This is a genomic window from Streptomyces sp. NPDC096013, assembly GCF_044763565.1.
Lineage (GTDB): Bacteria > Actinomycetota > Actinomycetes > Streptomycetales > Streptomycetaceae > Streptomyces.
Genome location: NZ_JBIWGK010000008.1, coordinates 281,411 through 300,577, shown reverse-complemented (window position 1 = coordinate 300,577; position 19,167 = coordinate 281,411). Strand labels below are relative to the sequence as shown.

Genomic DNA, 19,167 nt, shown 5'->3' with positions numbered 1-19,167 from the left:
GCGCGGGCGGTCGCGTGGACCGGCCAGGGGACGCGACGACGAGCCCTCAGCACCAACGGCTCGTGTCCGTCGGGCCGGTCGGCCCCGTCCGGGAGTGCGGGGAGTCCGCCTGTCGGGGCGGCGGGGCGGGCGTTCTCTCGGCGCGGCTCGGGCAGTTCGCCGTGCCGCACCAAGTGGAGACACGGCCGCGTCCGGGCCATCGACTCTCGTACGACGGGCCCGGGAACACCATGCTCGGCGGCCGTCGCGCGGAGCAGCGATGCGTCGATCGATGTCATGCCGGCGATCGTGCCACGGGGCACTGACACGCGGACGGGACCGTGCGACCGGGGGGCGCGGCGCGGTACCGGGCGCCTGAACCAGGGGAGTTGGTCAGGCGCCCGGTGTGGCAGACCCGGCCGGTCAGTTCTCGATGACGGACTTCACCCAGGTGATGAAGTTCGCCGTCGGGTCGCCGGTGCGCTCGGCCATCGTGTGCGCTTCGGCCCACACGGTGGCGAAGTCGACGTCACGGATGCCGTAGTTCCGCAGCGCCAACGCGAGGTTGATCTCGGTGGTGTTGGCCGTGTCGCCCTGCATGATGCCGGTGCGGATGCGCCAGTGCCGTGCCACCTGCGACTGCCGGTAGCCGTCGAAGGCGGGTGAGAGGAAGTACAGCGGGTTGTACGCCTCGCCCCGCCAGGCCATGTCCTTGCCGACGCTGTCCTTCTTGGCGAAGTCGCTGTCGTAGGCGGCGAAGCCGTAGTCGGCGTTCCAGTCGGAGTACGTGGCGTACGTCGTCTGGTTGGCCTTGATGACGTCGCGCGTGAGGGGTGCGAAGTGCGCAGGGAGGTTGAGCCCCATCGCGAAGACGCTGTTCTCGCCCTGTCCGCGGGAGTACCCGTCGAACGCGCCGACCGGCTTGTTGGCGGTCTTCTGGCTGTTGACGAAGCCTTCGAGGCCGGACACCGCGGCCGTGTTGGTGGTGGCGTCGTAAGTGACCCACGTATCGGCGGAGTTGAGGTACGCGATGTAGTCGTCAACCGTCTCGTACGTCGTCGAGGTCCCCGTCGAACCCGATCCGGGCGGGCCGCCCATCGTCGTGATGGTGTACGGGAACGTGTTGTCCGACAGGAAATTGTTCAGCGAGGTGGTGATCACCCCGATCAGGTGGTCGTAGTAGCTGCCGGCCAGGTAGGTGCCGCTGCTGGAGGGGGTCAGTTCCAGGCGCTTGCCGTACTCGTCGCGCAGGCCCAGGCGGTTGAGGTACGTGGGCCAGGCCTTCGCGAGGTCCGCCGAGTAGGCGCTGGTCCACGTGGTCGACGCGCGCGTGCCGGTCGAGGCGAACTGGCCCATGTTCCACTCGTAGGACAGGTTGGCCTCGTGCAGGTTGGTGATCGGGCACCAGGCCATGACGCCGGCGACCGCGTCGCTGAGGGGACGGCCGTCGGCGTCCTCCATCGCGGCGCCGATCGTGCGCAGGTAGGGGAAGTACAGGGGGCTGTCGCCCGACGTGCCCGCCACGGTGTCCTGGGCGCCGCCGCCGCTCATGCCGAACAGGACGATGTCGTCCGTGCTGCCGGGCAGGACGCTGCGGTTGTACCGGAGGAACCGGACGGCGGCCTTGAGGTCGGTCACGCCCCAGGGGGCCGCGTCGGAGCGGGTGCTGGTCGAGCTGTCCCGGCCGCGCAGACCCGGCCACACGTAGATGAGCCCGGCTTCCAGGTACTCCGACACGCTGGTGTAGCTGTACGACGTGGCCGGCGCCTGCTGGGCGTAGCCGGGGGTGTTCACCGGTATCACGATCGGCGCCGTGCGTCCCGAGTACGGACCGACCGTGCCCTTCGGGTTGGCCTTCGCGGTGTACGTCGTCCCGTCACTGTTCGCGGTGGCCGTCAGATAGGCGCCCGGGACGTAGATCGACAGGTTCTCGTAGTCCGTCGCGGCCGGGTTCGCGACGTACACCTTCCCGACCTGGTAGTAGACGTCGTTGGTCGCGTCGTACGACCACGCGGTGGGGTCGAACTCCAGCGAGTACGCCGCGGACGCGCTCGCGGAGCGGCTCGACGAACCGCCCGACGACGAGGGGGCGGCGTAGGCCGTGGCCGCCGTGCCCTCGGCGATTCCGAACGTGGCCAGGGCTGCGGCGCCCGTGACGCTCCGGATGACGGTTCTGCGGTTGATCTCCACCCGTGGACCTCCTTGTGGGGGCGAGTTGCTCGGTCACAGCCGTCCTTGGGCACCACCCCGGCGACTCCGCGGGCAAGTCGGGCTGCGCGGCTCGTACGAGTCCCAGACTGTAGGCCGGGATCATGAGCCACGCCGCAGGATTGTTAACAATTTCGATGATAATTTTGTTAGAAGAATTCCGGGACCGTCGGCCGGCTTTTATTCGGTTGTCGCTCCCGGCGTCCGGCCCCCACCATGGGCGGGACACCGGGAGCTGCCCGGTGCTCCAGAGAGGAGGCACGACTGTGACCACGACTGTCATCGGCCTGCCCGCAGCCCGCCTCCCTCTCACCCCATGGAGCACCTCCAGCGATGTCTCGCGACGATCTCCCGCAGTACCCCCAGCACTCCCAACACCCGGCGTTTCCTGACGACTTCGGCACCGAGCCGTACCTCGACGGCCCGCTGTCGGACGGCATGGGTGACATCGACGACCGGTTCGTCTTCGACTTCCGCGAGTACGACGACCTCGCCGACGGCCAGCGCTGGTCGACCTGGCTCAGCGTCGAACCCCTCAGCCGCGGCCCCGAGCCCCTCCCGGACTGGGTCGTGACCTCGCAGGGCGCGGTCGACACCGAGCTGGGCGTCCTCAAGACCGGCAAGGAGGCCGACGTCCACCTCGTCGAGCGCGCCGACCCGCTCGACCCCGACGCCGGCGTGGTGATGGCGGCCAAGCGGTACCGCTCCTCCGAGCACCGGACCTTCCACCGCGCCGCGTCCTACACCGAGGGCCGCTCCATGAAGCGCTCACGCGACGAGCGCGCGGTCAAGCGCAAGAGCACGTTCGGCCGCCAGGTCGCGGCCGGTGAGTGGGCGGTCTCCGAGTGGGCCGCGCTGGTGCGGTTCTGGAAGCTCGGGCTTCCGGTCCCCTACCCGGTCCAGATCGACGGCACCGAGATCCTCATGGAGTGGATCACCGTCGTCGACGAGGACGGCACCGTCCGGACCGCACCCCGGCTCGCCCAGACCCGCCCCTCACCCGAGCTGCTCGCGTCCTACTTCGCCCAACTCACCGACGCGCTCGCGACGATGGTGCAGAACGGCATCGTGCACGGCGACCTCTCGGCGTACAACATCCTCGCCGCGGGCGACCGGCTGGTCATCATCGACCTGCCCCAGATCGTCGACCTGGTCGGCAACCTGAACGGCATGGCCTTCCTCCAGCGCGACTGCGCCAACATCTGCGGCTGGTTCCGCTCCCGGGGCCTCGACGTCGACGAGGACGCCCTGTTCGGGGAGTTGATGGCCCACGCCTTCTGAACCACCGCGTGCCGCGCCACGGCGACGGGGAGGCCCGGTGCCCGCCCCGCCGCCGTGACCGGCCCGTCAGCCGATACGTGTGCCCGCACCCCCGACACGGACGCGCGCGTCACCGGCGCGCAGCGTCACGGTGAGTTCGCCGGGGCGGCCCAGGTCCTCACCCTGGTGCAGGGTGAGGACGGCGTCCTCCGGGACGAGGCCCAACTCCCTTGCGTACGCCCCGAACGCGGCGGCAGCGGCACCGGTCGCCGGGTCCTCGACGACGCCGCCGACGGGGAACGGGTCGCGGACGTGGAAGACGGTGGCCGACTCCCGCCACACCAACTGGACCGTGGTCAGGTCGAGTTGGTGCATCAGGGCTTCGAGGCGCGCGAAGTCGTAGGCCAGATCGGCGAGTCGGGCACGGGTCGCCGCGGCAAGGACGAGATGGCGCGCACCGGCGAAGGCGATGCGCGGCGGAAAGGCGGGGTCCAGGTCGGCTGCCGACCAGTCGAGCGCGGCGAGCGCCTCCGCGAGGTCGGCGTCGGCGATCTCCTCGACATGCGGCTCCACGCTGGTGAGCGTGGCCCGGAGCGTCCCGTCCTCGTCGACCACCTCGACCGGTACGACGCCCGCGCGCGTCGCGAACACCAGCTCCCCCGGCCCGACCCGCTCGGCGAGCGCGACGGCGGTCGCGACGGTGGCATGCCCGCAGAACGGCACCTCGGCCTTGGGACTGAAGTAACGGATGCCGTACGCCCGCCCCTCCTGACCCCCGAGCCCCTCCGGCGGCGCCGTCAGGAACGCGGACTCCGAGTACCCGAGGTCGGCGGCGACGGCCAACATGGCGCTGTCGTCAAGGGCGTTGGCGTCCAGGACGACCCCCGCGGGGTTGCCGCCGTCGGGGTCGCCGGAGAAGGCGGTGTATCGCAGCACCTCGGGCCGCGGCGCGTTCGTCGTCATACCCGCCGCAACGTGGGACGACTCGCGGCCATTCCCGGAGGTGAGTGGGGCTGACGTGAGCGAAGACGGCGGCCTCTTCCGCGACCTCGCCGCCTCGCCCCAACACCCGCCGCGAGGACCGGGGTTACGACATCCGGCCGGAACTCCACGCCTCCCGCGCGAGCACCGCCACCCCGCTCGGGGACACCCGCCGCTCCGCCCCGCAAGGCCCTCCGGCACTTTCCCCCCGGAAGACCCGCACAGCTTCTCCATCAACCGCCGCACGGACACCTCTCGCCCCGAAGCCGCCACAACCTCTCTCCGTGAGCACCACACCCTCCACATCGAGGAAGTGCGACGGTGACGTTCATCCATGGATCGCGCACAGCCGAAGCGGCTCTCCCGGCGGCGGAGGCCGTACCGAGGTCTCCCGCACCGCAGGCGCAGGGGCCACCCCCCTGCCCGGCAGCCACTTCACGCCGTACGCCCCTGCCCCCGAACCCACCCTCCCCCCTCCCCCTCCCCCCGCACACTCGAAAGGCGCCCGCCTTGAGCGCTCCTGTCCTTTGTGGAATCCCCGTACGTCGTCTCGCGACAGCCCTGACCGCCTCGGCGTCCGCGCTGGCCCTCACCGCGTGCGGCGTCGTCGACGGAGTCGGCGGAAGCGACAGCTCCGCGTCTCCGGAGAAGGGCGACGACATCACGGTGGGCCTGCTCCTGCCCGACAAGGACACCGCACGCTTCGAGAGCTTCGACCATCCCGTCATCAAGAAGGAGGTCGCCGCCCTCACCCACGGCAAGGGCAAGGTCGTCTACGCCAACGCCGAGGCGAGTCAGGACAAGCAGAGTCGCCAGTTCCGGCAGATGGTGGACCAGAAGGTCGACGTCATCCTCGTGGACGCGCTGGACGCGAAGGCCATCGCGCCGGACGTGCGGAAGGCGAAGGACGCCGGCATCCCCGTCATCGCCTACGACCGCCTCGCACAGGGTCCGATCACCGCGTACATCTCGCACGACAACGAACTCGTCGGCGAGATCCAGGCCCGCGCCATCATCACGGCGCTCGGCAGCAAGGCGGCGTCCAGCAAGATCGTCATGATGAACGGCGACCCCTCCGACACGAACTACGCGAAGTTCAAGGAGGGTGCCCTCGGCGAACTCAAGGACAGGGTCCGGATAGCCCAGCAGTACGACACCGCCAAGTGGTCACCCGCGGTCGCCGAGGCCAACATGAAGCAGGCGATCAAGACCATCGGCCTCGGCAACATCGCCGCCGTGTACGCCGCCAACGACGGCCTCGCGGGCGCCGTCATCAAGGCCCTGAAGGACGCCGGCGCGACGAAGATCCCACCGGTGACCGGCCAGGACGCGAACCTGGACGCGGTGCAGCGGATCGGCTCCGGCGATCAGTACATGACCGCGTACAAGCCGTTCATCGAGGAGGCCACCCGCGCCGCGGACATGGCGGTCTACAAGGTCCAGGGCCACGACATCCAGTTCGACGCGCTGACCCGGGACACGGTCGACAGCCCCACGGAGCGGAAGATCCCCACGATGCTGGTGCCGGTCGTCGCCCTCACGAAGGACAACATCAAAGACACGGTGATCACGGACGGCGTCTACTCCGCCAAGGACATCTGCACCCCGCAGTACGCGACGGCCTGCGCGGCGATCGGCCTGAAGTAGGGGACGCCGGGCGGCTGCGGGGGGCGCGGCCGACCGGGGGACGACGGACGGCGGACGGGGTCTGCGGTTCCCCGGGGGGCTCGGGGCGGTCCCAGGAACGGCGGACGGCGGACGGGGTCTGCGGATCTCCGAGGGCTCAGGGCGGTGCCGGGAACGGCGGGCGGTGGACGGGTCCGCAGATCTCCGAGGGCTCACGGCGGTCCCGGGAACCGCGGGCGGCAGACGGGTCTGCGGATCTCCGAGGGCTCAGGACGGTCCCCCCGGCAGCCCCGGGAACGCCGGAGCCGAGAACCCGCACGCCACGGGGACCGCCTCGGTCTCCGCGTCGGCATGCATGTCAGCCCCCCAATCCCACCCGCGCCCGACACCCCCACGCAGCCCACCCCTCGGCGCCCTTGTCCCCGCCCCCGCACCCGCCTAGCCTGAGTTTGTGCCGCAAATAAACAAACCCCGAACGCACAACGTCGTGCCGGGCCCCCTCACCGACCTCACCCGACTCCGGATCACCCTCACCGCGTTCTTCGCCCTCGACGGGTTCATCTTCGCCGGGTGGGTCGTCCGCATCCCCGCCATCAAGGAACAGACCGGCGCCTCCGCCGGCACCCTCGGCCTCGCCCTGCTCGGTGTCTCCGCCGGCGCGGTCATCACCATGATGCTCACCGGCCGCCTCTGCCACCGTTATGGCAACCACCAAGTCACCGTGGTCTGCGCCGTGTTGCTCTCCCTGAGCGTCTCCCTCCCCCCGCTCACCCACTCCGCGCTCACCCTCGGCCTCGTCCTCCTGGTCTTCGGCGCGGCCTACGGCGGGATCAACGTCGCGTTCAACAGCGCGGCGGTCGACCTGGTCAGGGCCATGCGGCGGCCCATCATGCCCAGTTTCCACGCCGCGTTCAGCCTGGGCGGCATGGTCGGCGCCGGGCTCGGCGGACTGGTCGCGGGCGCCCTCACCCCGACCCAGCACCTGTTCGGCCTGACCCTGATCGGCCTGCTCGTCACCACGCTGGTCGGCCGCAGCCTGCTGCGCCAGAAGCCCCCCGCGTTCCCCGACGACGTACCGAACGACTCACCGAGGGGCCCGTCGAAGCACTCACCGACGGACTCGCGCAGGGACTCATCGCGGCACGGGCCGGAGAACGCCCCGACGGACTCGCCGGAGAACTCCCCGAAGGACTCGCCGCAGGACTCACCGAAGCCATTGCCGACGGGCTCACCGGACCAGACGCCGAGGCACTCGCCCAGCGAGCCTCCCCCACCCCGCCGCCTGAACACCCGCACCCGGGGCCTCGTCTTCACCTTCGGGCTGATCGCCCTCTGCACCGCCTTCGGCGAAGGCGCCCTCGCCGACTGGAGCGCCCTGCACCTGGAGCAGGACCTCGACGCCACCGCCGGCGCGGCGGCCATCGGCTACTCCTGCTTCGCGCTCGCCATGACCGTCGGCAGGCTCTCCGGCACCCGGCTCCTCGAACGCCTCGGCCGTACCCGCACCCTCGTGTCCGGCGGCACGACCGCCGCCGCCGGAATGCTGCTCGGCGCCCTCGCGCCCTCCCTCTGGCTCGCTGTCCTCGGCTTCGTGATCACCGGGCTCGGCCTCGCCAACCTGTTCCCCGTCGCCGTCGAACGCGCCGGTACCCTCGCGGGCCCCGACGGCGTCGCCATCGCCTCCACCCTCGGCTACGGCGGCATGCTCCTGGGCCCGCCCGCCATCGGCTTCATGGCGGACTGGTACTCCCTCCCCGCCGCCCTCACCAGCGTGGCCGTCCTGGCGGCCGTCGCGGCCGGCATCGGCTTCCTCACCCGGCACGTGGCGGAGGGCTGATTCCACGTCACCAGGGGCGGTGAACAAGCCAACGACCCTGTACCACAAGGTCAGTTGGGGCGGACGAGGCGCATGAGCCGAACCGCCGGGGTAATAACGTGGTTGTCCACGACCGAAGTTCGACGGTTCCGGAGTTCGAGGGCTCCGGAGTTCGACGGTTCCGGAGTTCGACGGTTCCGTGGCTCTCGCCGCGTACGCACAGGAGCGTCCATGACCGAAGATGCCCCCCACTCCACGCCGGACCCGCTGGCCCGGTTCGACACGACCGTGCCGCAGTCGGCCCGGATCTGGAACTACTGGCTGGGCGGCAAGGACAACTACGAGGTGGACCGCGCCGCCGGTGACGCGTTCCGCGAGATCTTCCCCGGCATCGAGACCGGCGCCCGCGCCGCCCGCTACTTCCTCGCCCGCGCCGTCCGTCACCTCGCGGGCGAGGAAGGCGTCCGGCAGTTCCTGGACATCGGCACCGGCCTGCCCAGCGTGGACAACACCCATGAGATCGCCCAGCGCGTGGCCCCCGAGTGCCGCATCGTCTACGTCGACAACGACCCGCTGGTCCTGGCCCACGCCCGCGCCCTGCTCACCAGTTCCCCGGAGGGCGTGACCCACTACGTCGACGCCGATCTCCGCGACCCGGACACCATCGTGCGCGAGGCCGCCACAACCCTCGACTTCGACCAGCCCGTCGCCCTCATGCTGATGGGCATCCTGGGCCACATCGAGGACTACGACGAGGCACGCGCGATCGTACGCCGCCTCGTGGCCGCCCTCCCCGCCGGCAGCTTCCTCGTCCAGTACGACAGCACCGACACCAGCGAGGCCTACGTCGACGCCATCCGCCAGTACAACGAGGGCGGTTCGATCCCGTACATCCTGCGCACCCCCGAACAGATCGCGGGCTTCTTCGAGAACCTGGAACTCCTTCCGCCGGGCGTGACCTCGTGCTCCCGCTGGCGCCCCGACGAGAGCGCGTGGGGCCTACCGGCGGAGGTCCACCAGTACGGCGGCGTCGCCGTCAAGCGCCGGCCCCTGCCCGGCAGTTGAGGTCACCGAACGGACTCGGCATGGGGCAAGCCCGGCCGACCACCTGGAACCCTTCACAGCGGATTTCCTCGCTGCCGCGTGTCGCAGCCTGAGCTGACATCGAAGGCCACGGACCCTCCGCGCCACCCCGATCCTTCCGCGGACGGGGAACTCACCGAGCACATCGGGGCGTTCATTAACAGGGCGGCGGCAACACCGTGATCGGCATCGCCCAGCGGGCTCCGGTCCCGTCGGAGGTCAGGAAGCGGTGCCGCAGGTCGCGGCGCCGCGGGTCGGAACAGGCCCGCGCGCCACTGCTTCAACGCCGGGGAAACACCTGGTAGTTGGGGCCGGACAGGCCCGGGTCGGGACGATCCGAGCCGCTATGCTTCGCGCCGGAAAAGGGCGCAGTCTTCGGAGGGGGCGGGATGGCGCGGTGGCGTGCCTTGCCTGCGGGGATCGACCCGGCGGTGGCCGCACTGGTGGCGCACCTGCGCAAGGCCAAGGACTTCAGCGGGTTGTCGATCAAGCAACTGGCATTGGCGACCGGGTACAGCACTTCGTCCTGGGAGCGCTATCTGAGCGGCCGTGCGCTGCCGCCTCCTGCGGCGGTGCGGTCCCTGGCGGAGGTGGTGGGCGCCGATCCGGTGCGGCTCCTGGCGCTCCTGGATGCGGCGGTGAACGCTCGGCGGTCCGGGCCCTTCGAGCCGACGTCGCCCTCCAAGCCGACCCCGCGCTCCGAGCCGACCCCGCCGTCCGAACCGGTCTCGCCGTCCAAGCCGGTGTTACCGCCCGGGCCCGCGACACCCGAGGCCACGGCAGCAGGCGACGACCGTCCGGGCACCGGCGTGCACACCGACCGTCACCACCTCACCGCATGGCGGCAGTTGGGCCTGCTCGGCTGCGGGATGGCCGTGGGCGCCGTGCTGGTCCTGCTGCTCGTACAGCCCACCCGGGTCGCCACGGCCCGCGACGTCAGCGGTACGACAGCGGTGGCGGTCCCCGCGCCGACGACCTTCACCTGCGCGTACACCCGGCGGGACGGGCGCTGGTACGCCGGGAACAGCACGACACGTACCCAGCAGCTGGTCGTCGACATGTCGGGTCCGGCGGTCGCCGAACTGCAGTGTCTGCTCCAGCGGGCGGGTGTCACCCCCGGCGGTATCGACGGGAACTTCGGGCCACTGACCGAGTCCGCGGTGATCCAGGCGCAGAAGAAGTTCCACCTGGGGGTGGACGGACAGGTGGGGCCGGCGACCTGGGCCGCCCTGCGCGGATGAGCGGGGCCCGCCCGGAGTTCGTCCTGCTGGCCACCGAACTGCGGGCACTGCGCGAGCGCGCCGCGCTCTCCATCACGGAGCTGGCCGGCAAGTCCGCGTACAGCAGGTCCTCCTGGCACCGCTACCTCGGTGGCACCGTGCTGCCGCCCTGGCTCGCCGTACGCGCCCTGTGCCAACTGGCCGACGAACCCACGCCCCGGATCAGGGCGCTGTGGGAACTGGCCGAAGCCGCCGCCAGTGGGCGCGGCGCCGTGCGGGAGGCACCGGTGACAGCGGCGCCGGCCGAGCCAACTGAGCTTGCGGACAAGGCCGTTGCTCCCGCGCCGCAGCCCGCTGCGGCGGCCGGTCCCGCACCCCGCCCTCACGAGCGGGCCCGGTGGAGTGCGCGGGCGCTGGCGTTCACCTGCGTCCTGGCGCTGTGCGTGGCTCTCGCCCTGACGGCGGTCTGGCAGCGGGTCCGGACGCCGGAAGCCGCCGCGCCGGGAGCGGCCACGCCCAGCGCGTCCGGTTTCCACGTCGGCTGCGTGGCCGCCGCCTGCACCGGCCACGATCCGGGCGTGACCCGGTGCGGGGTGGAACCGCAGACGCTGCTGCACCGGCTGACCCCGAGCGGCGCCGGACTCGAAGTCCGTTACAACCCGCTGTGCCGGGCCGTCTGGGCCCGGGTCTGGAACACGCGCCTCGGCGACACGCTCACGCTGTCCGAGCCCGGGCAGCCCACACAGAGCATCGCGGTGCACGACACACACCAGGTGAACGCGTTCGTGTACACCCCTCTGCTCGGCCTCCGCCCCGGCCGCACACCCCTGACCGCGTGTCTGGCGGAGACCTCGCACACCCCTGCCACCTGCTACCGCCTCACCGCGCACTGAGGTCACGTCAGGCACCCCGACGGCGAACACCCCACAGGCCAGGCACACCCGGGCCCGCCCACCCGGTGACCGCCCCGAGCTGTCCCGCCGAACCGTCACATCACCGCCCATCCCCGCAGGTCAGGGCCGGTGCCGTCCCGTCATCCCACCAGATCCCCACCCGCTGTGGACACGGGCCGGACCGGAGCCCAAAGATCACCTACAGCGCTGCTTCCGCTCCGGCAGGACTCCAACGCCGCGTCGCCCAGCGGCCCCCACCTTGCTCACCGCATCAGACGTCAAGGATTGGAACGTGTCATGGACCTGTTTGACAACGGCCGTCATCTGTCTCGACGCAGACTCCTGACCCTCGCCGGCGGCGCCGCGGTGGCCACCGCGACCGGCATCGGATTCGCCCGGTCGGCATCCGCCGCAACCACCGCGGCGGCGACGACCAGCTATGGGATCGACTACTCCGACGCCTCACTCACCGCCGGTTCGGTCGCCTCGGCCGGCTACGGCTTCGTGTGCCGCTACCTCAGCTGGCTGCCGAACCCGAAGGTCCTCACCCTGTCCGAGGCACAGGCCCTGACCGCCGCGGATCTGGGCATCGTCTCCAACTGGGAGTCCGACGGGCTCCAGGACTGGCAGAGCGGCGTCCCCGCGGACCCGTACTCCCAGGGGGCCGGACATGCCACCGAGGCGCAGCGGCAGGCGCTGGCCAATGGGATGCCGTCGACGCGGCCGATCTACTTCAGCGTCGACTTCGACCTCCAGTCCTCGATGTACTCCGCGCTCAACTCCTACTTCGACGGCGTCGCCTCGGTGATCGGCCGGTCCCGGACCGGTGCGTACGGCGGCTATCACGTGATCAAGGAACTCTTCGACAGCGGGAAGATAACCTGGGGCTGGCAGACGTACGCGTGGTCCGGCGGGAGCTGGGACAGCCGCGCGCAGTTGCGGCAGGTCCAGAACGGCATCTCGGTCGCCGGGCACGACGCGGACCTCGACCAGGCGATGGCCACCGACTACGGGCAGTGGGGCGGCAAGGGCGGCGGCGGAACCGGTGTCATCCTGCCGTCCTGGCCGAACATCACCGACGGCATGTCGGGCCCCAGCGTGCAGGCGGCGCAGTACCTGCTGCGCTATCACGGTGCCTCGATCACCGCCGACGGCCAGTTCGGGGCGGACACCCTCGCCGCGGCGAAGAGCTTCCAGTCCGCGCACGGCCTCGGCGTCGACGGCCAGATCGGCCCGCAGACCTGGTCGGCACTGATCGTCCAGGTACAGTCGGGCTCCAGCGGCGACGCCGTCCGAGCCGCCCAGGTGGAGTTGAACCGGTTCGGCTACGGCCTCACGGTCGACGGCAACTTCGGCTCCGGCACCGACACCGCCGCCCGCGCCTTCCAGTCCGCGCACAGCCTGGGCGTCGACGGCCAAGTAGGCCCGCAGACCTGGCAGATGCTCGTGGGCACCGGGAACGGCGCCTCGGGCGGCAGCACCGTCCCACCGCCCTGGCCGAACGTCATCGACGGCGACACCGGGAACAACGTACTGGCCGCGCAGTACCTGCTGCGCTACCACGGTGCCTCGATCAGCGCCGACGGCCAGTTCGGGTCCGGCACTCTCGCCGCGGCCAAGAGCTTCCAGTCCGCGCACGGGCTCAGCGTGGACGGCGAGATCGGCCCGAAGACCTGGTCCGCGCTGATCGTCCAGGTACAGACAGGCTCCAGCGGCGACGCCGTCCGCGCCGCCCAGGTCGAACTGAACAAGTTCGGCTACGGCCTCACCGTGGACGGCGACTTCGGCTCCGGCTCCAACAGCGCGGCCCGCGCCTTCCAGTCCGCGCACGGGCTCGGCGTGGACGGCCAAGTCGGGCCGCAGACCTGGCAGATGCTCGTCGGCAGCTGACCTCCGGGTCCCTCAGGCGGCAGGCGAGTGCGGGGCGGGACGACCACCACGGTCCGTTCCGCCCCGCACTCGCTCGGGTCGGCTCAGTCCTCCGCCGCCCGCCACGCCGTGACCCCGAGTTCTCCGGTGGTCCCGAGATCGAGGTTCGGGGTCACGATCACCGGAGCGGCACCGGCCTTGGCCTGTACCCGTACGTAGGGCACGTTCACCGCGGTGCCGAACTGGGTGGTGTTGCGCCAGACCAGGGTGGCGAGCGCCGACTGGCCGGGCTTGAGCGTGACGGGACCGGCCGGCTTGTCGTCCACGCCGCCGGGGGCGATCCCGCCACCGCCGTCGAGGATCTTGACGCCGTCGATGTGCCGGAGGTCGTCGTCGAGGAGCTCCAGCACGGGGTAGCCGTCGACGGAGTAGTCGCGCGTGCCGCAGTTGTCGAGGTGCAGGCCCACGACCCGCAGCCCCATGGCCGCGTCGCCCCGGTCCGCGCTGACCCGGATGCCGGAGGCGGGGCACGCGCCCGGCGCTGCCGGCGCCTCGCGCGAGGGGACCTTGGTCACTTCCAGCACCTTGGCCCCGGTCACCCTCGGCATGGTGGGCGGCAGCACACCGGCCCGGACCGTGCTCCGTACGGTCCTGCCGGGGCCGACGTCGCGGACGGTCACGGTCTGGTTGGCCATGGCCCCGCCGTCGGCACTCATGAAGGTGATGACGGCCGTGTACGTCAGGGTCTCGCGTCCCTTGTTGGTGGCTTCGTAGGCGGCGACGATCCCCGAGTCCTCGGGGAGGCTGTCGGCGGAGACGGAGTAACCGCGGGTGGGCGAGGGGGACGGCGACGGGAGGGTCAGCCAGGTGACCCGTACGCCGTCCTTGCCCGGATCGTCGACCCTCGTACGGCTCGGTGACTCGGCGGCGCCCGCCGCCCCGGTGTTCGCGCCGCCGTGCTCCGTACCGCAGGCCGTGAGCAGCAGGGCGGTCGCGGCGAGGGCCGACAGGAAGGGGGCGGTGCGGCCGGGGGCCGGGCGGAGTGGGGCGGATCTGCGCATCCGGTCATCCGATCAGCGCGTGCACCCCGCGCTTGTGACGGAGGCCATAATTCCGGTCACAGGGATGTCACAAGTTCCGTGAGGGCGTGGGCAGTTGGGGCTTCCGGTTGCCCCCGCATCAGGGACCCGACCGCACCACCACCGACGCGGTGTCCCGTGGGCGTCTGATATATCGCTGCTATGCGCACTGAATTCAACCCGGCCCAGATGGACCCGTTCGCGGTCTACCGGCTGCTCACCTCGACGGTCGTCCCCCGGCCCATCGCCTGGGTGTCGACGGTCTCCGCCGACGGCGTCGACAATCTCGCCCCTCACTCCTTCTTCACGGTCTCGTCGTCCAGGCCGCCGATCGTCCAGTTCACCTCGGTCGGCCGCAAGGACTCCCTGCGCAATGTCGAGGCCACCGGGCAGTTCGTGGTCAACCTCGCCCCGGAGCCGCTCATCGACGCGGTGAACAAGACCGCCACCGACTTCCCCGCGGGCGTGAGCGAGTTCGACGCGGTCGGGGTGGAGCGCGAGGCCGCGCTCCGCGTGAAGCCGTCCCGCGTCGCCGGTTCCCCCGTGGCGCTGGAGTGCGAGCTGCACAGCACGCTCCGGCTGGGCCACGACACCGTCGTCTTCGGCCGGGTGGTGCATCTCGCGATCGACGAGAGCGTCCTCGTCGACGGCCACCCGGAGATCGACCGGCTGCGTCCGCTGGCCCGTCTCGGCAAGGACGAGTGGAGCACCGTGGGGGACGTCCGCGAACTGCGCCGCATCCGGTACGCCGACTGGCCCCCGTCGAGCTGAGAGGTTCCCCTCCGGGCGTCGACGCCACCCCGTCACGTGGAGCGACGCCCATGCAAAACACTGGTCGGATGGGGCCGACGCCCCGCAGGAACCTCCGCGAAGAACAGAAGAACCTCACCCATCGCCGACCGCTCGACGCGGCCGTCACGGTCCGCGCCGAGAAGCCGTTCCTGGACGCGCGCATGGAGGACATCGCCCAGGCCGCGGGCTGACACGGCCCACGGTCCACGCCCCTTTCCCGGGCAAGGCCGAGATCGTCGACGCGCTGGTGGGGCAGGTGTACGGCGTGATGGGCGAGGCCTGCGCGGAACTGGCCGCGCTGCCGCGCTGGTCCCGGGCGGGCATCCGCGCCTGGCTGGACGAGGCGGCGGCCGACTGGCGCGAGATGGCGTCGGTCCGCCGGGTCGCCAACGCGGCGGCCCCGGCGGCGCTGCGGAGTCTCGGCGAGGGCCGGACGCAGTACGTCGAGGCGCACGAGCGCTATGTCGCGATGCCGGCCGGTCCCCCGGAGCGGTGGCGGGGCGTCGACCCAGCGGAGGCTCGTCAGCGGGCGCTGATGGCCGTCCTCCAGACGGAGTCGTTCCTCGCCGCGTGGATCGCCGTCGAGTGGCCGTTGGGGACCGCCGATCCGCTGCGTCTGCCGGCGGACTCCCTGTGTCATCTGCTCGCCCCGGCGGTGGAGAACAACAGCGCGGGAGCGGCATAGCGCAGGGGTGGTCGCCCTCCGGAGTCATGTGCGGAGGTCAACCACCCCTGGAATCGCGGGTGTTGGTCAGCCTGTCTCGCCGAGTGCGGTCGCTCCGGCGGCGGGGTGTGTCGCCGCCGTGGCCTCCGGCTCGCCGTGCGGTGCGCGGGCGCGGACGCCGATGGTGGTGAGGGCGACGGCCGCGGCGACCAGCATGCCGATGCCGCCGACGAGGGCGCAGGTGTGCAGCGCGTCGGTGAAGCTCGCTCCGTAGGCGGCGAGCGCCTGGCCGGTCGCCTCACCGGAGTCGAGGTGGAGGAAGGCGCCGGCCTGGATGCCGGCGCCGTTGACCATGCCGATGACCTGGCCCTGGTCGGCGGGGGCGAGGCCGGACGCGGCGACGTGGGCGGGCAGTGCGTCCAGGGTGCGGTTGGTGAGGATGACACCGAAGATCGCGGGGCCCAGGGCGCTGCCGATCTGCCGGAGGGCGCTGTTGGCCGCGCCCGCGGTGCTGCCCAGGCGGCGCGGCAGGCTGTTCATGGCGATGGTGGTGATCGGGGCGATCGCCAGCGCGATGCCGATCCCGAACACCGCGATGACCAGGGCCGCTTCGCCGGTTCCGGTGCCGGCGTCGAAGAGGTTGACCAGGAGCGCGCCGATGCCGCCGACGAGCAGTCCGGTCACCAGCACGAGGCCGGGCGAGAAGCGGTGCATCAGCCGGCCGACCACCGGGCCGAGGACGACGGTGAAGCCGTTGAGCGCGAGCAGCCGCACCCCGATGTCCCACGTCGAGGCGTGATGGACGAGCCCGAAGTACTCGCTGAGCGAGAAGACCAGTCCGACCTGCGCGAACAGCGTGAGCGCCATGACCAGCGCGGCCCCGGAGAACGCCGAGGACGTGAACAGCCGCATGTCCAGCATCGGGCAGGGCGAGCGCAGTTCGACCAGGACGGAGGCCGGCAGGGCGAGCGCCGCCACGACGAACGCGATCACGACCTCGGCGGAACCCCAGCCCGGGGCGCCCCCGCCCTCGATGACGCCGTAGACGAGAGCGGTGATCGCGACGACGGCGAGGAGCTGGCCGGGGATGTCGAGGTGGCGTTCGCGGTCCGAGCGGGAGTCGGTCAGGAGGAAGGCGCCGGTCAGGACCGTGACGGCGCCGATGGCGAGGGTGGGCAGGAAGATCCAGCGCCAGTCGGCGTGCTCGACGATCAGGCCGTTGAAGAGCGGGCCGAGGGTCAGGCCGAGGCCGAGGGCGGCCGTCCACAGGGCTATCGCGGCGCCGCGCCTGCGGTGGTCGGGGCAGACATGGCTGATCAGACCGAGGGTCGCGGGCAGCAGCGCGGCGGTGCCCACGCCGGTGAGCGCCTGGCCGACGCAGACCTGGACGACGCCGTGCCCGGTCAGGGCGACGAGACAGCCGAGACAGGACAGGGTCAGGCCGATCAGGTACATCTTCTTGCGGCCGTAGAGGTCACCGATGACACCGCAGGTCAGGAGCAGTGCGGCGGTCGGCAGGATGAAGGCGTCGGTGATCCACTGGAGCCCGGTGGTGGACGCGTCGAGCGCTTGCTGGATCACCGGGAGCGCGACCGACACCCCGACGACCGGCAGATAGGAGACGAAGACTCCCACGCAGGCCAGGGCGATGGTGGCGGTGACGTTCCGGGACGGGGCGTCCGGCTGAGGGGACGGAGGCGATACTTCGGGAACCAAGGTCGGCATGGCACCTCTAGACGTCGTCGTACGGGGGTGGGTTGACCGGGTGTGCGGTGCGCGAGGCGTTCCGTGCGTGGCTACGGCGAGGGTGACGGTGCCGACTCCGTCGGTCGCGTTCCGCGGCATGGAAGGTGACGTGGCTGTTCGGCTTGAATCTCCATTGACGTAAGCCATTTCTTTTCGGGAAATCGCTTCGGACCGTATACGGGGACTCGGTCCTGGAGATGCCGTCGGGCCTGCAAACTAAGCTGAACAGCGGCGACGACACGCTGCCCCGCGGCGCGGAAAGGCGCAGGTGGCGGGTGGTTCAGCCGGCGCTGACGTTGGCGGTGATCAGCCGGAGGAGCTGCTTGGCCTGAGCGTCCTGAGCGGGCGTCAGGCCCATGGCGTCCCCGATGGCGACGGGCACGGAGCCGGCCTGCTCACGCATCCGCTCCCCCGTGTCGGTGAGCCGGATGGCGACCGACCGCTCGTCGTCCCGCCGCCGTTCCCGGCGCAGCAGGCCGCCCGCCTCCAGCCGCTTCAGCAGCGGGGACAGGGTGCTGGACTCCAGTTGCAGCGCGGTGCCGAGATCCCGCACGGAGATCGAGTCCTGCTCCCAGAGCACGAGCATGACGAGGTACTGCGGGTAGGTCAGCCCCAACGCGTCCAGCAGCGGCCGGTACCGCGCGGTCACCGCACGCGAGGCCGCGTACAGCGCGAAGCACAACTGGTCGTCGAGCAGCAGCGACCCCTCGGCCGGTCCCTCGGCGGCTGGGCTCATGGCGCGACTCCTCGCTCCGGCATGCACGACACCCGCGGCTTCTACGACGTCCACGGCACCCGATGGGGGGCGATCCACCCCACTTTACCCTTCAGGTCCGGTCGATTCAATAGAGAACGCTTTAGTTGTGCACGACTTAATCGCACGCTACTGTCATCCCCGTGCCGCACCACCGGCCCGACCCCGGCCGGAATCACCCGCGGCACCCGATCCGAGGAGATCGCCATGAGCGACAGCACCGCCCCCCGCCCGGTCCTTGAACCCGCCGCCCAGGCCTTCGTCGAGGCGACCGCCAACCCGCCCTATCTCTTCGACCTCGCCCCCGCCGAGGGCCGCAAGGCCGTCGACGAGGTCCAGTCCGGCGAGATCGCCAAGCCCGCCGTCGACGAGGAGTGGATCACCGTGCCCGGCGGCCCGACCGGCCAGGTCAGGACCCGCATCGTCCGCCCCGCCGGGGTCACCGGCACCCTCCCCGTGATCATCTACATCCACGGCGCGGGCTGGGTCTTCGGCAACGCCCACACCCATGACCGCCTGGTGCGCGAACTCGCCGTCGGCGCGCACGCCGCCGTGGTCTTCCCGGAGTACGACCTCTCCCCCGAGGCCCGCTACCCGGTCGCCATCGAGCAGAACTACACCGTCGCCCGGTGGGTCGTGGAGCAGGGCGCGTCCAAGGACCTGGACCCGGCGCGCATAGCGGCGGCCGGCGACTCGGTGGGCGGCAACATGACCGCGGCGCTGACGCTGATGGCCAAGGAGCGGGGCGATGTCCCCCTGGTCCAGCAGGTGTTGTTCTACCCGGTCACCGACGCGAACTTCGACACCGGCTCCTACGAGCAGTTCGCCACCGGCTACTTCCTGCGCCGCGACGGCATGCAGTGGTTCTGGGACCAGTACACGACCGACGAGGCCGAGCGCGCGCAGATCACCGCGTCCCCGCTGCGCGCCACCACCGAGCAACTCACCGGCCTGCCCCCGGCGTTGGTCATCACCGGCGAGGCGGACGTGCTGCGTGACGAGGGCGAGGCGTACGCCGACAAGCTGCGCGAGGCGGGGGTTGCCGTGACGGCCGTCCGCTTCCAGGGGATCATCCACGACTTCGTGATGCTCAACGCCCTGCGCGAGACCCATGCCGCCGAGGCCGCGATCACCATGGCCGTCGACACCCTGCGCAAGGCGCTCGCCGCCAACTGACCTATGGACGACCGGATCTGA

At 71.2% G+C, this 19,167-nt stretch carries 16 protein-coding genes; 11 read left to right on the top strand and 5 right to left on the bottom strand.

Annotated elements, in window-relative coordinates:
* Positions 1-402: 402 nt before the first annotated feature.
* Complete coding sequence (locus ACIRB1_RS27095; protein ID WP_403467299.1) at positions 403-2,169, bottom strand: esterase; 1,767 nt, start codon at positions 2,167-2,169, stop codon at positions 403-405.
* A gap of 351 nt (positions 2,170-2,520) precedes the next feature.
* Between ACIRB1_RS27095 and ACIRB1_RS27090 the strand changes: the two genes are divergently transcribed.
* Complete coding sequence (locus ACIRB1_RS27090; RefSeq protein ID WP_403467298.1) at positions 2,521-3,468, top strand: serine protein kinase RIO; 948 nt, start codon at positions 2,521-2,523, stop codon at positions 3,466-3,468.
* A gap of 66 nt (positions 3,469-3,534) precedes the next feature.
* Here ACIRB1_RS27090 and ACIRB1_RS27085 read toward each other — a convergent pair whose 3' ends face one another.
* On the bottom strand, positions 3,535-4,410 hold the full coding sequence (locus tag ACIRB1_RS27085; protein ID WP_403467297.1) for a PhzF family phenazine biosynthesis isomerase: 876 nt from the start codon (positions 4,408-4,410) through the stop codon (positions 3,535-3,537).
* Positions 4,411-4,938: 528 nt separating this feature from the next.
* Here ACIRB1_RS27085 and ACIRB1_RS27080 point away from each other — a divergent pair.
* The 6 genes from ACIRB1_RS27080 to ACIRB1_RS27055 all read left to right on the top strand — a co-directional run bounded on the left by ACIRB1_RS27080 (position 4,939) and on the right by ACIRB1_RS27055 (position 12,956).
* Positions 4,939-6,075, top strand: a complete 1,137-nt coding sequence (locus ACIRB1_RS27080) for a sugar ABC transporter substrate-binding protein (RefSeq protein WP_403467296.1) — start codon at positions 4,939-4,941, stop codon at positions 6,073-6,075.
* A 466-nt stretch (positions 6,076-6,541) separates the two neighbouring features.
* A complete protein-coding gene (locus ACIRB1_RS27075) occupies positions 6,542-7,891 on the top strand; it encodes an MFS transporter (RefSeq protein WP_403467295.1) in 1,350 nt (449 codons plus the stop codon).
* A gap of 210 nt (positions 7,892-8,101) precedes the next feature.
* Positions 8,102-8,935 (top strand): SAM-dependent methyltransferase, encoded by an 834-nt coding sequence (locus ACIRB1_RS27070; RefSeq protein ID WP_352179227.1) that lies wholly within the window; start codon positions 8,102-8,104, stop codon positions 8,933-8,935.
* A gap of 407 nt (positions 8,936-9,342) precedes the next feature.
* Positions 9,343-10,194 carry a peptidoglycan-binding protein gene (locus ACIRB1_RS27065; protein WP_403467294.1) on the top strand — a complete coding sequence of 284 codons (852 nt, stop codon included), beginning with the start codon at positions 9,343-9,345 and terminating at the stop codon, positions 10,192-10,194.
* Positions 10,191-11,066: a DUF2690 domain-containing protein gene (locus tag ACIRB1_RS27060; protein ID WP_403467293.1), complete on the top strand. Its 876-nt coding sequence runs from the start codon at positions 10,191-10,193 to the stop codon at positions 11,064-11,066. The genes ACIRB1_RS27065 and ACIRB1_RS27060 overlap by 4 nt, the downstream gene beginning before the upstream one ends.
* Before the next feature lie 297 nt (positions 11,067-11,363).
* Positions 11,364-12,956, top strand: coding sequence for a peptidoglycan-binding protein (locus ACIRB1_RS27055; protein ID WP_403467292.1), 1,593 nt, complete (start codon positions 11,364-11,366; stop codon positions 12,954-12,956).
* 83 nt (positions 12,957-13,039) lie between these two features.
* Here ACIRB1_RS27055 and ACIRB1_RS27050 read toward each other — a convergent pair whose 3' ends face one another.
* On the bottom strand, positions 13,040-13,996 hold the full coding sequence (locus ACIRB1_RS27050; RefSeq protein WP_403467291.1) for a DUF4232 domain-containing protein: 957 nt from the start codon (positions 13,994-13,996) through the stop codon (positions 13,040-13,042).
* 180 nt (positions 13,997-14,176) lie between these two features.
* Here ACIRB1_RS27050 and ACIRB1_RS27045 point away from each other — a divergent pair, with 180 nt between their 5' ends.
* From ACIRB1_RS27045 to ACIRB1_RS27035, 3 genes are all read left to right on the top strand, one after another.
* On the top strand, positions 14,177-14,785 hold the full coding sequence (locus tag ACIRB1_RS27045; RefSeq protein ID WP_352179232.1) for a flavin reductase family protein: 609 nt from the start codon (positions 14,177-14,179) through the stop codon (positions 14,783-14,785).
* Between the two features lie 68 nt (positions 14,786-14,853).
* Entirely contained in the window at positions 14,854-14,997 is a 144-nt protein-coding gene (locus ACIRB1_RS27040; RefSeq protein ID WP_403467290.1) for a hypothetical protein, read from the top strand.
* A 56-nt stretch (positions 14,998-15,053) separates the two neighbouring features.
* Positions 15,054-15,491: a hypothetical protein gene (locus ACIRB1_RS27035; protein ID WP_403467289.1), complete on the top strand. Its 438-nt coding sequence runs from the start codon at positions 15,054-15,056 to the stop codon at positions 15,489-15,491.
* Between the two features lie 66 nt (positions 15,492-15,557).
* Here the strand turns inward: ACIRB1_RS27035 and ACIRB1_RS27030 are convergent, their stop codons facing one another.
* Both ACIRB1_RS27030 and ACIRB1_RS27025 read right to left on the bottom strand, forming a co-directional pair.
* A complete protein-coding gene (locus ACIRB1_RS27030; RefSeq protein WP_352179235.1) occupies positions 15,558-17,195 on the bottom strand; it encodes an MFS transporter in 1,638 nt (545 codons plus the stop codon).
* Positions 17,196-17,496: 301 nt separating this feature from the next.
* Entirely contained in the window at positions 17,497-17,952 is a 456-nt protein-coding gene (locus ACIRB1_RS27025) for a MarR family transcriptional regulator (protein WP_352179236.1), read from the bottom strand.
* Between the two features lie 225 nt (positions 17,953-18,177).
* Here ACIRB1_RS27025 and ACIRB1_RS27020 point away from each other — a divergent pair, with 225 nt between their 5' ends.
* Positions 18,178-19,146, top strand: a complete 969-nt coding sequence (locus tag ACIRB1_RS27020) for an alpha/beta hydrolase (protein ID WP_403467288.1) — start codon at positions 18,178-18,180, stop codon at positions 19,144-19,146.
* The last annotated feature ends 21 nt before the right edge of the window (positions 19,147-19,167 follow it).

Excerpts from the sequence above, each read along its gene's own strand:
- ACIRB1_RS27090 (WP_403467298.1), top strand. The coding sequence starts at position 2,521 with ATGTCTCGCGACGATCTCCCGCAGTACCCCCAGCACTCCCAACACCCG.
- ACIRB1_RS27085 (WP_403467297.1), bottom strand. The coding sequence starts at position 4,410 with ATGACGACGAACGCGCCGCGGCCCGAGGTGCTGCGATACACCGCCTTC.
- ACIRB1_RS27070 (WP_352179227.1), top strand. The coding sequence starts at position 8,102 with ATGACCGAAGATGCCCCCCACTCCACGCCGGACCCGCTGGCCCGGTTC.
- ACIRB1_RS27065 (WP_403467294.1), top strand. The coding sequence starts at position 9,343 with ATGGCGCGGTGGCGTGCCTTGCCTGCGGGGATCGACCCGGCGGTGGCC.
- ACIRB1_RS27060 (WP_403467293.1), top strand. The coding sequence starts at position 10,191 with ATGAGCGGGGCCCGCCCGGAGTTCGTCCTGCTGGCCACCGAACTGCGG.
- ACIRB1_RS27055 (WP_403467292.1), top strand. The coding sequence starts at position 11,364 with ATGGACCTGTTTGACAACGGCCGTCATCTGTCTCGACGCAGACTCCTG.
- ACIRB1_RS27050 (WP_403467291.1), bottom strand. The coding sequence starts at position 13,996 with ATGCGCAGATCCGCCCCACTCCGCCCGGCCCCCGGCCGCACCGCCCCC.
- ACIRB1_RS27045 (WP_352179232.1), top strand. The coding sequence starts at position 14,177 with ATGCGCACTGAATTCAACCCGGCCCAGATGGACCCGTTCGCGGTCTAC.
- ACIRB1_RS27040 (WP_403467290.1), top strand. The coding sequence starts at position 14,854 with ATGGGGCCGACGCCCCGCAGGAACCTCCGCGAAGAACAGAAGAACCTC.
- ACIRB1_RS27030 (WP_352179235.1), bottom strand. The coding sequence starts at position 17,195 with ATGCCGACCTTGGTTCCCGAAGTATCGCCTCCGTCCCCTCAGCCGGAC.
- ACIRB1_RS27025 (WP_352179236.1), bottom strand. The coding sequence starts at position 17,952 with ATGAGCCCAGCCGCCGAGGGACCGGCCGAGGGGTCGCTGCTGCTCGAC.
- ACIRB1_RS27020 (WP_403467288.1), top strand. The coding sequence starts at position 18,178 with ATGAGCGACAGCACCGCCCCCCGCCCGGTCCTTGAACCCGCCGCCCAG.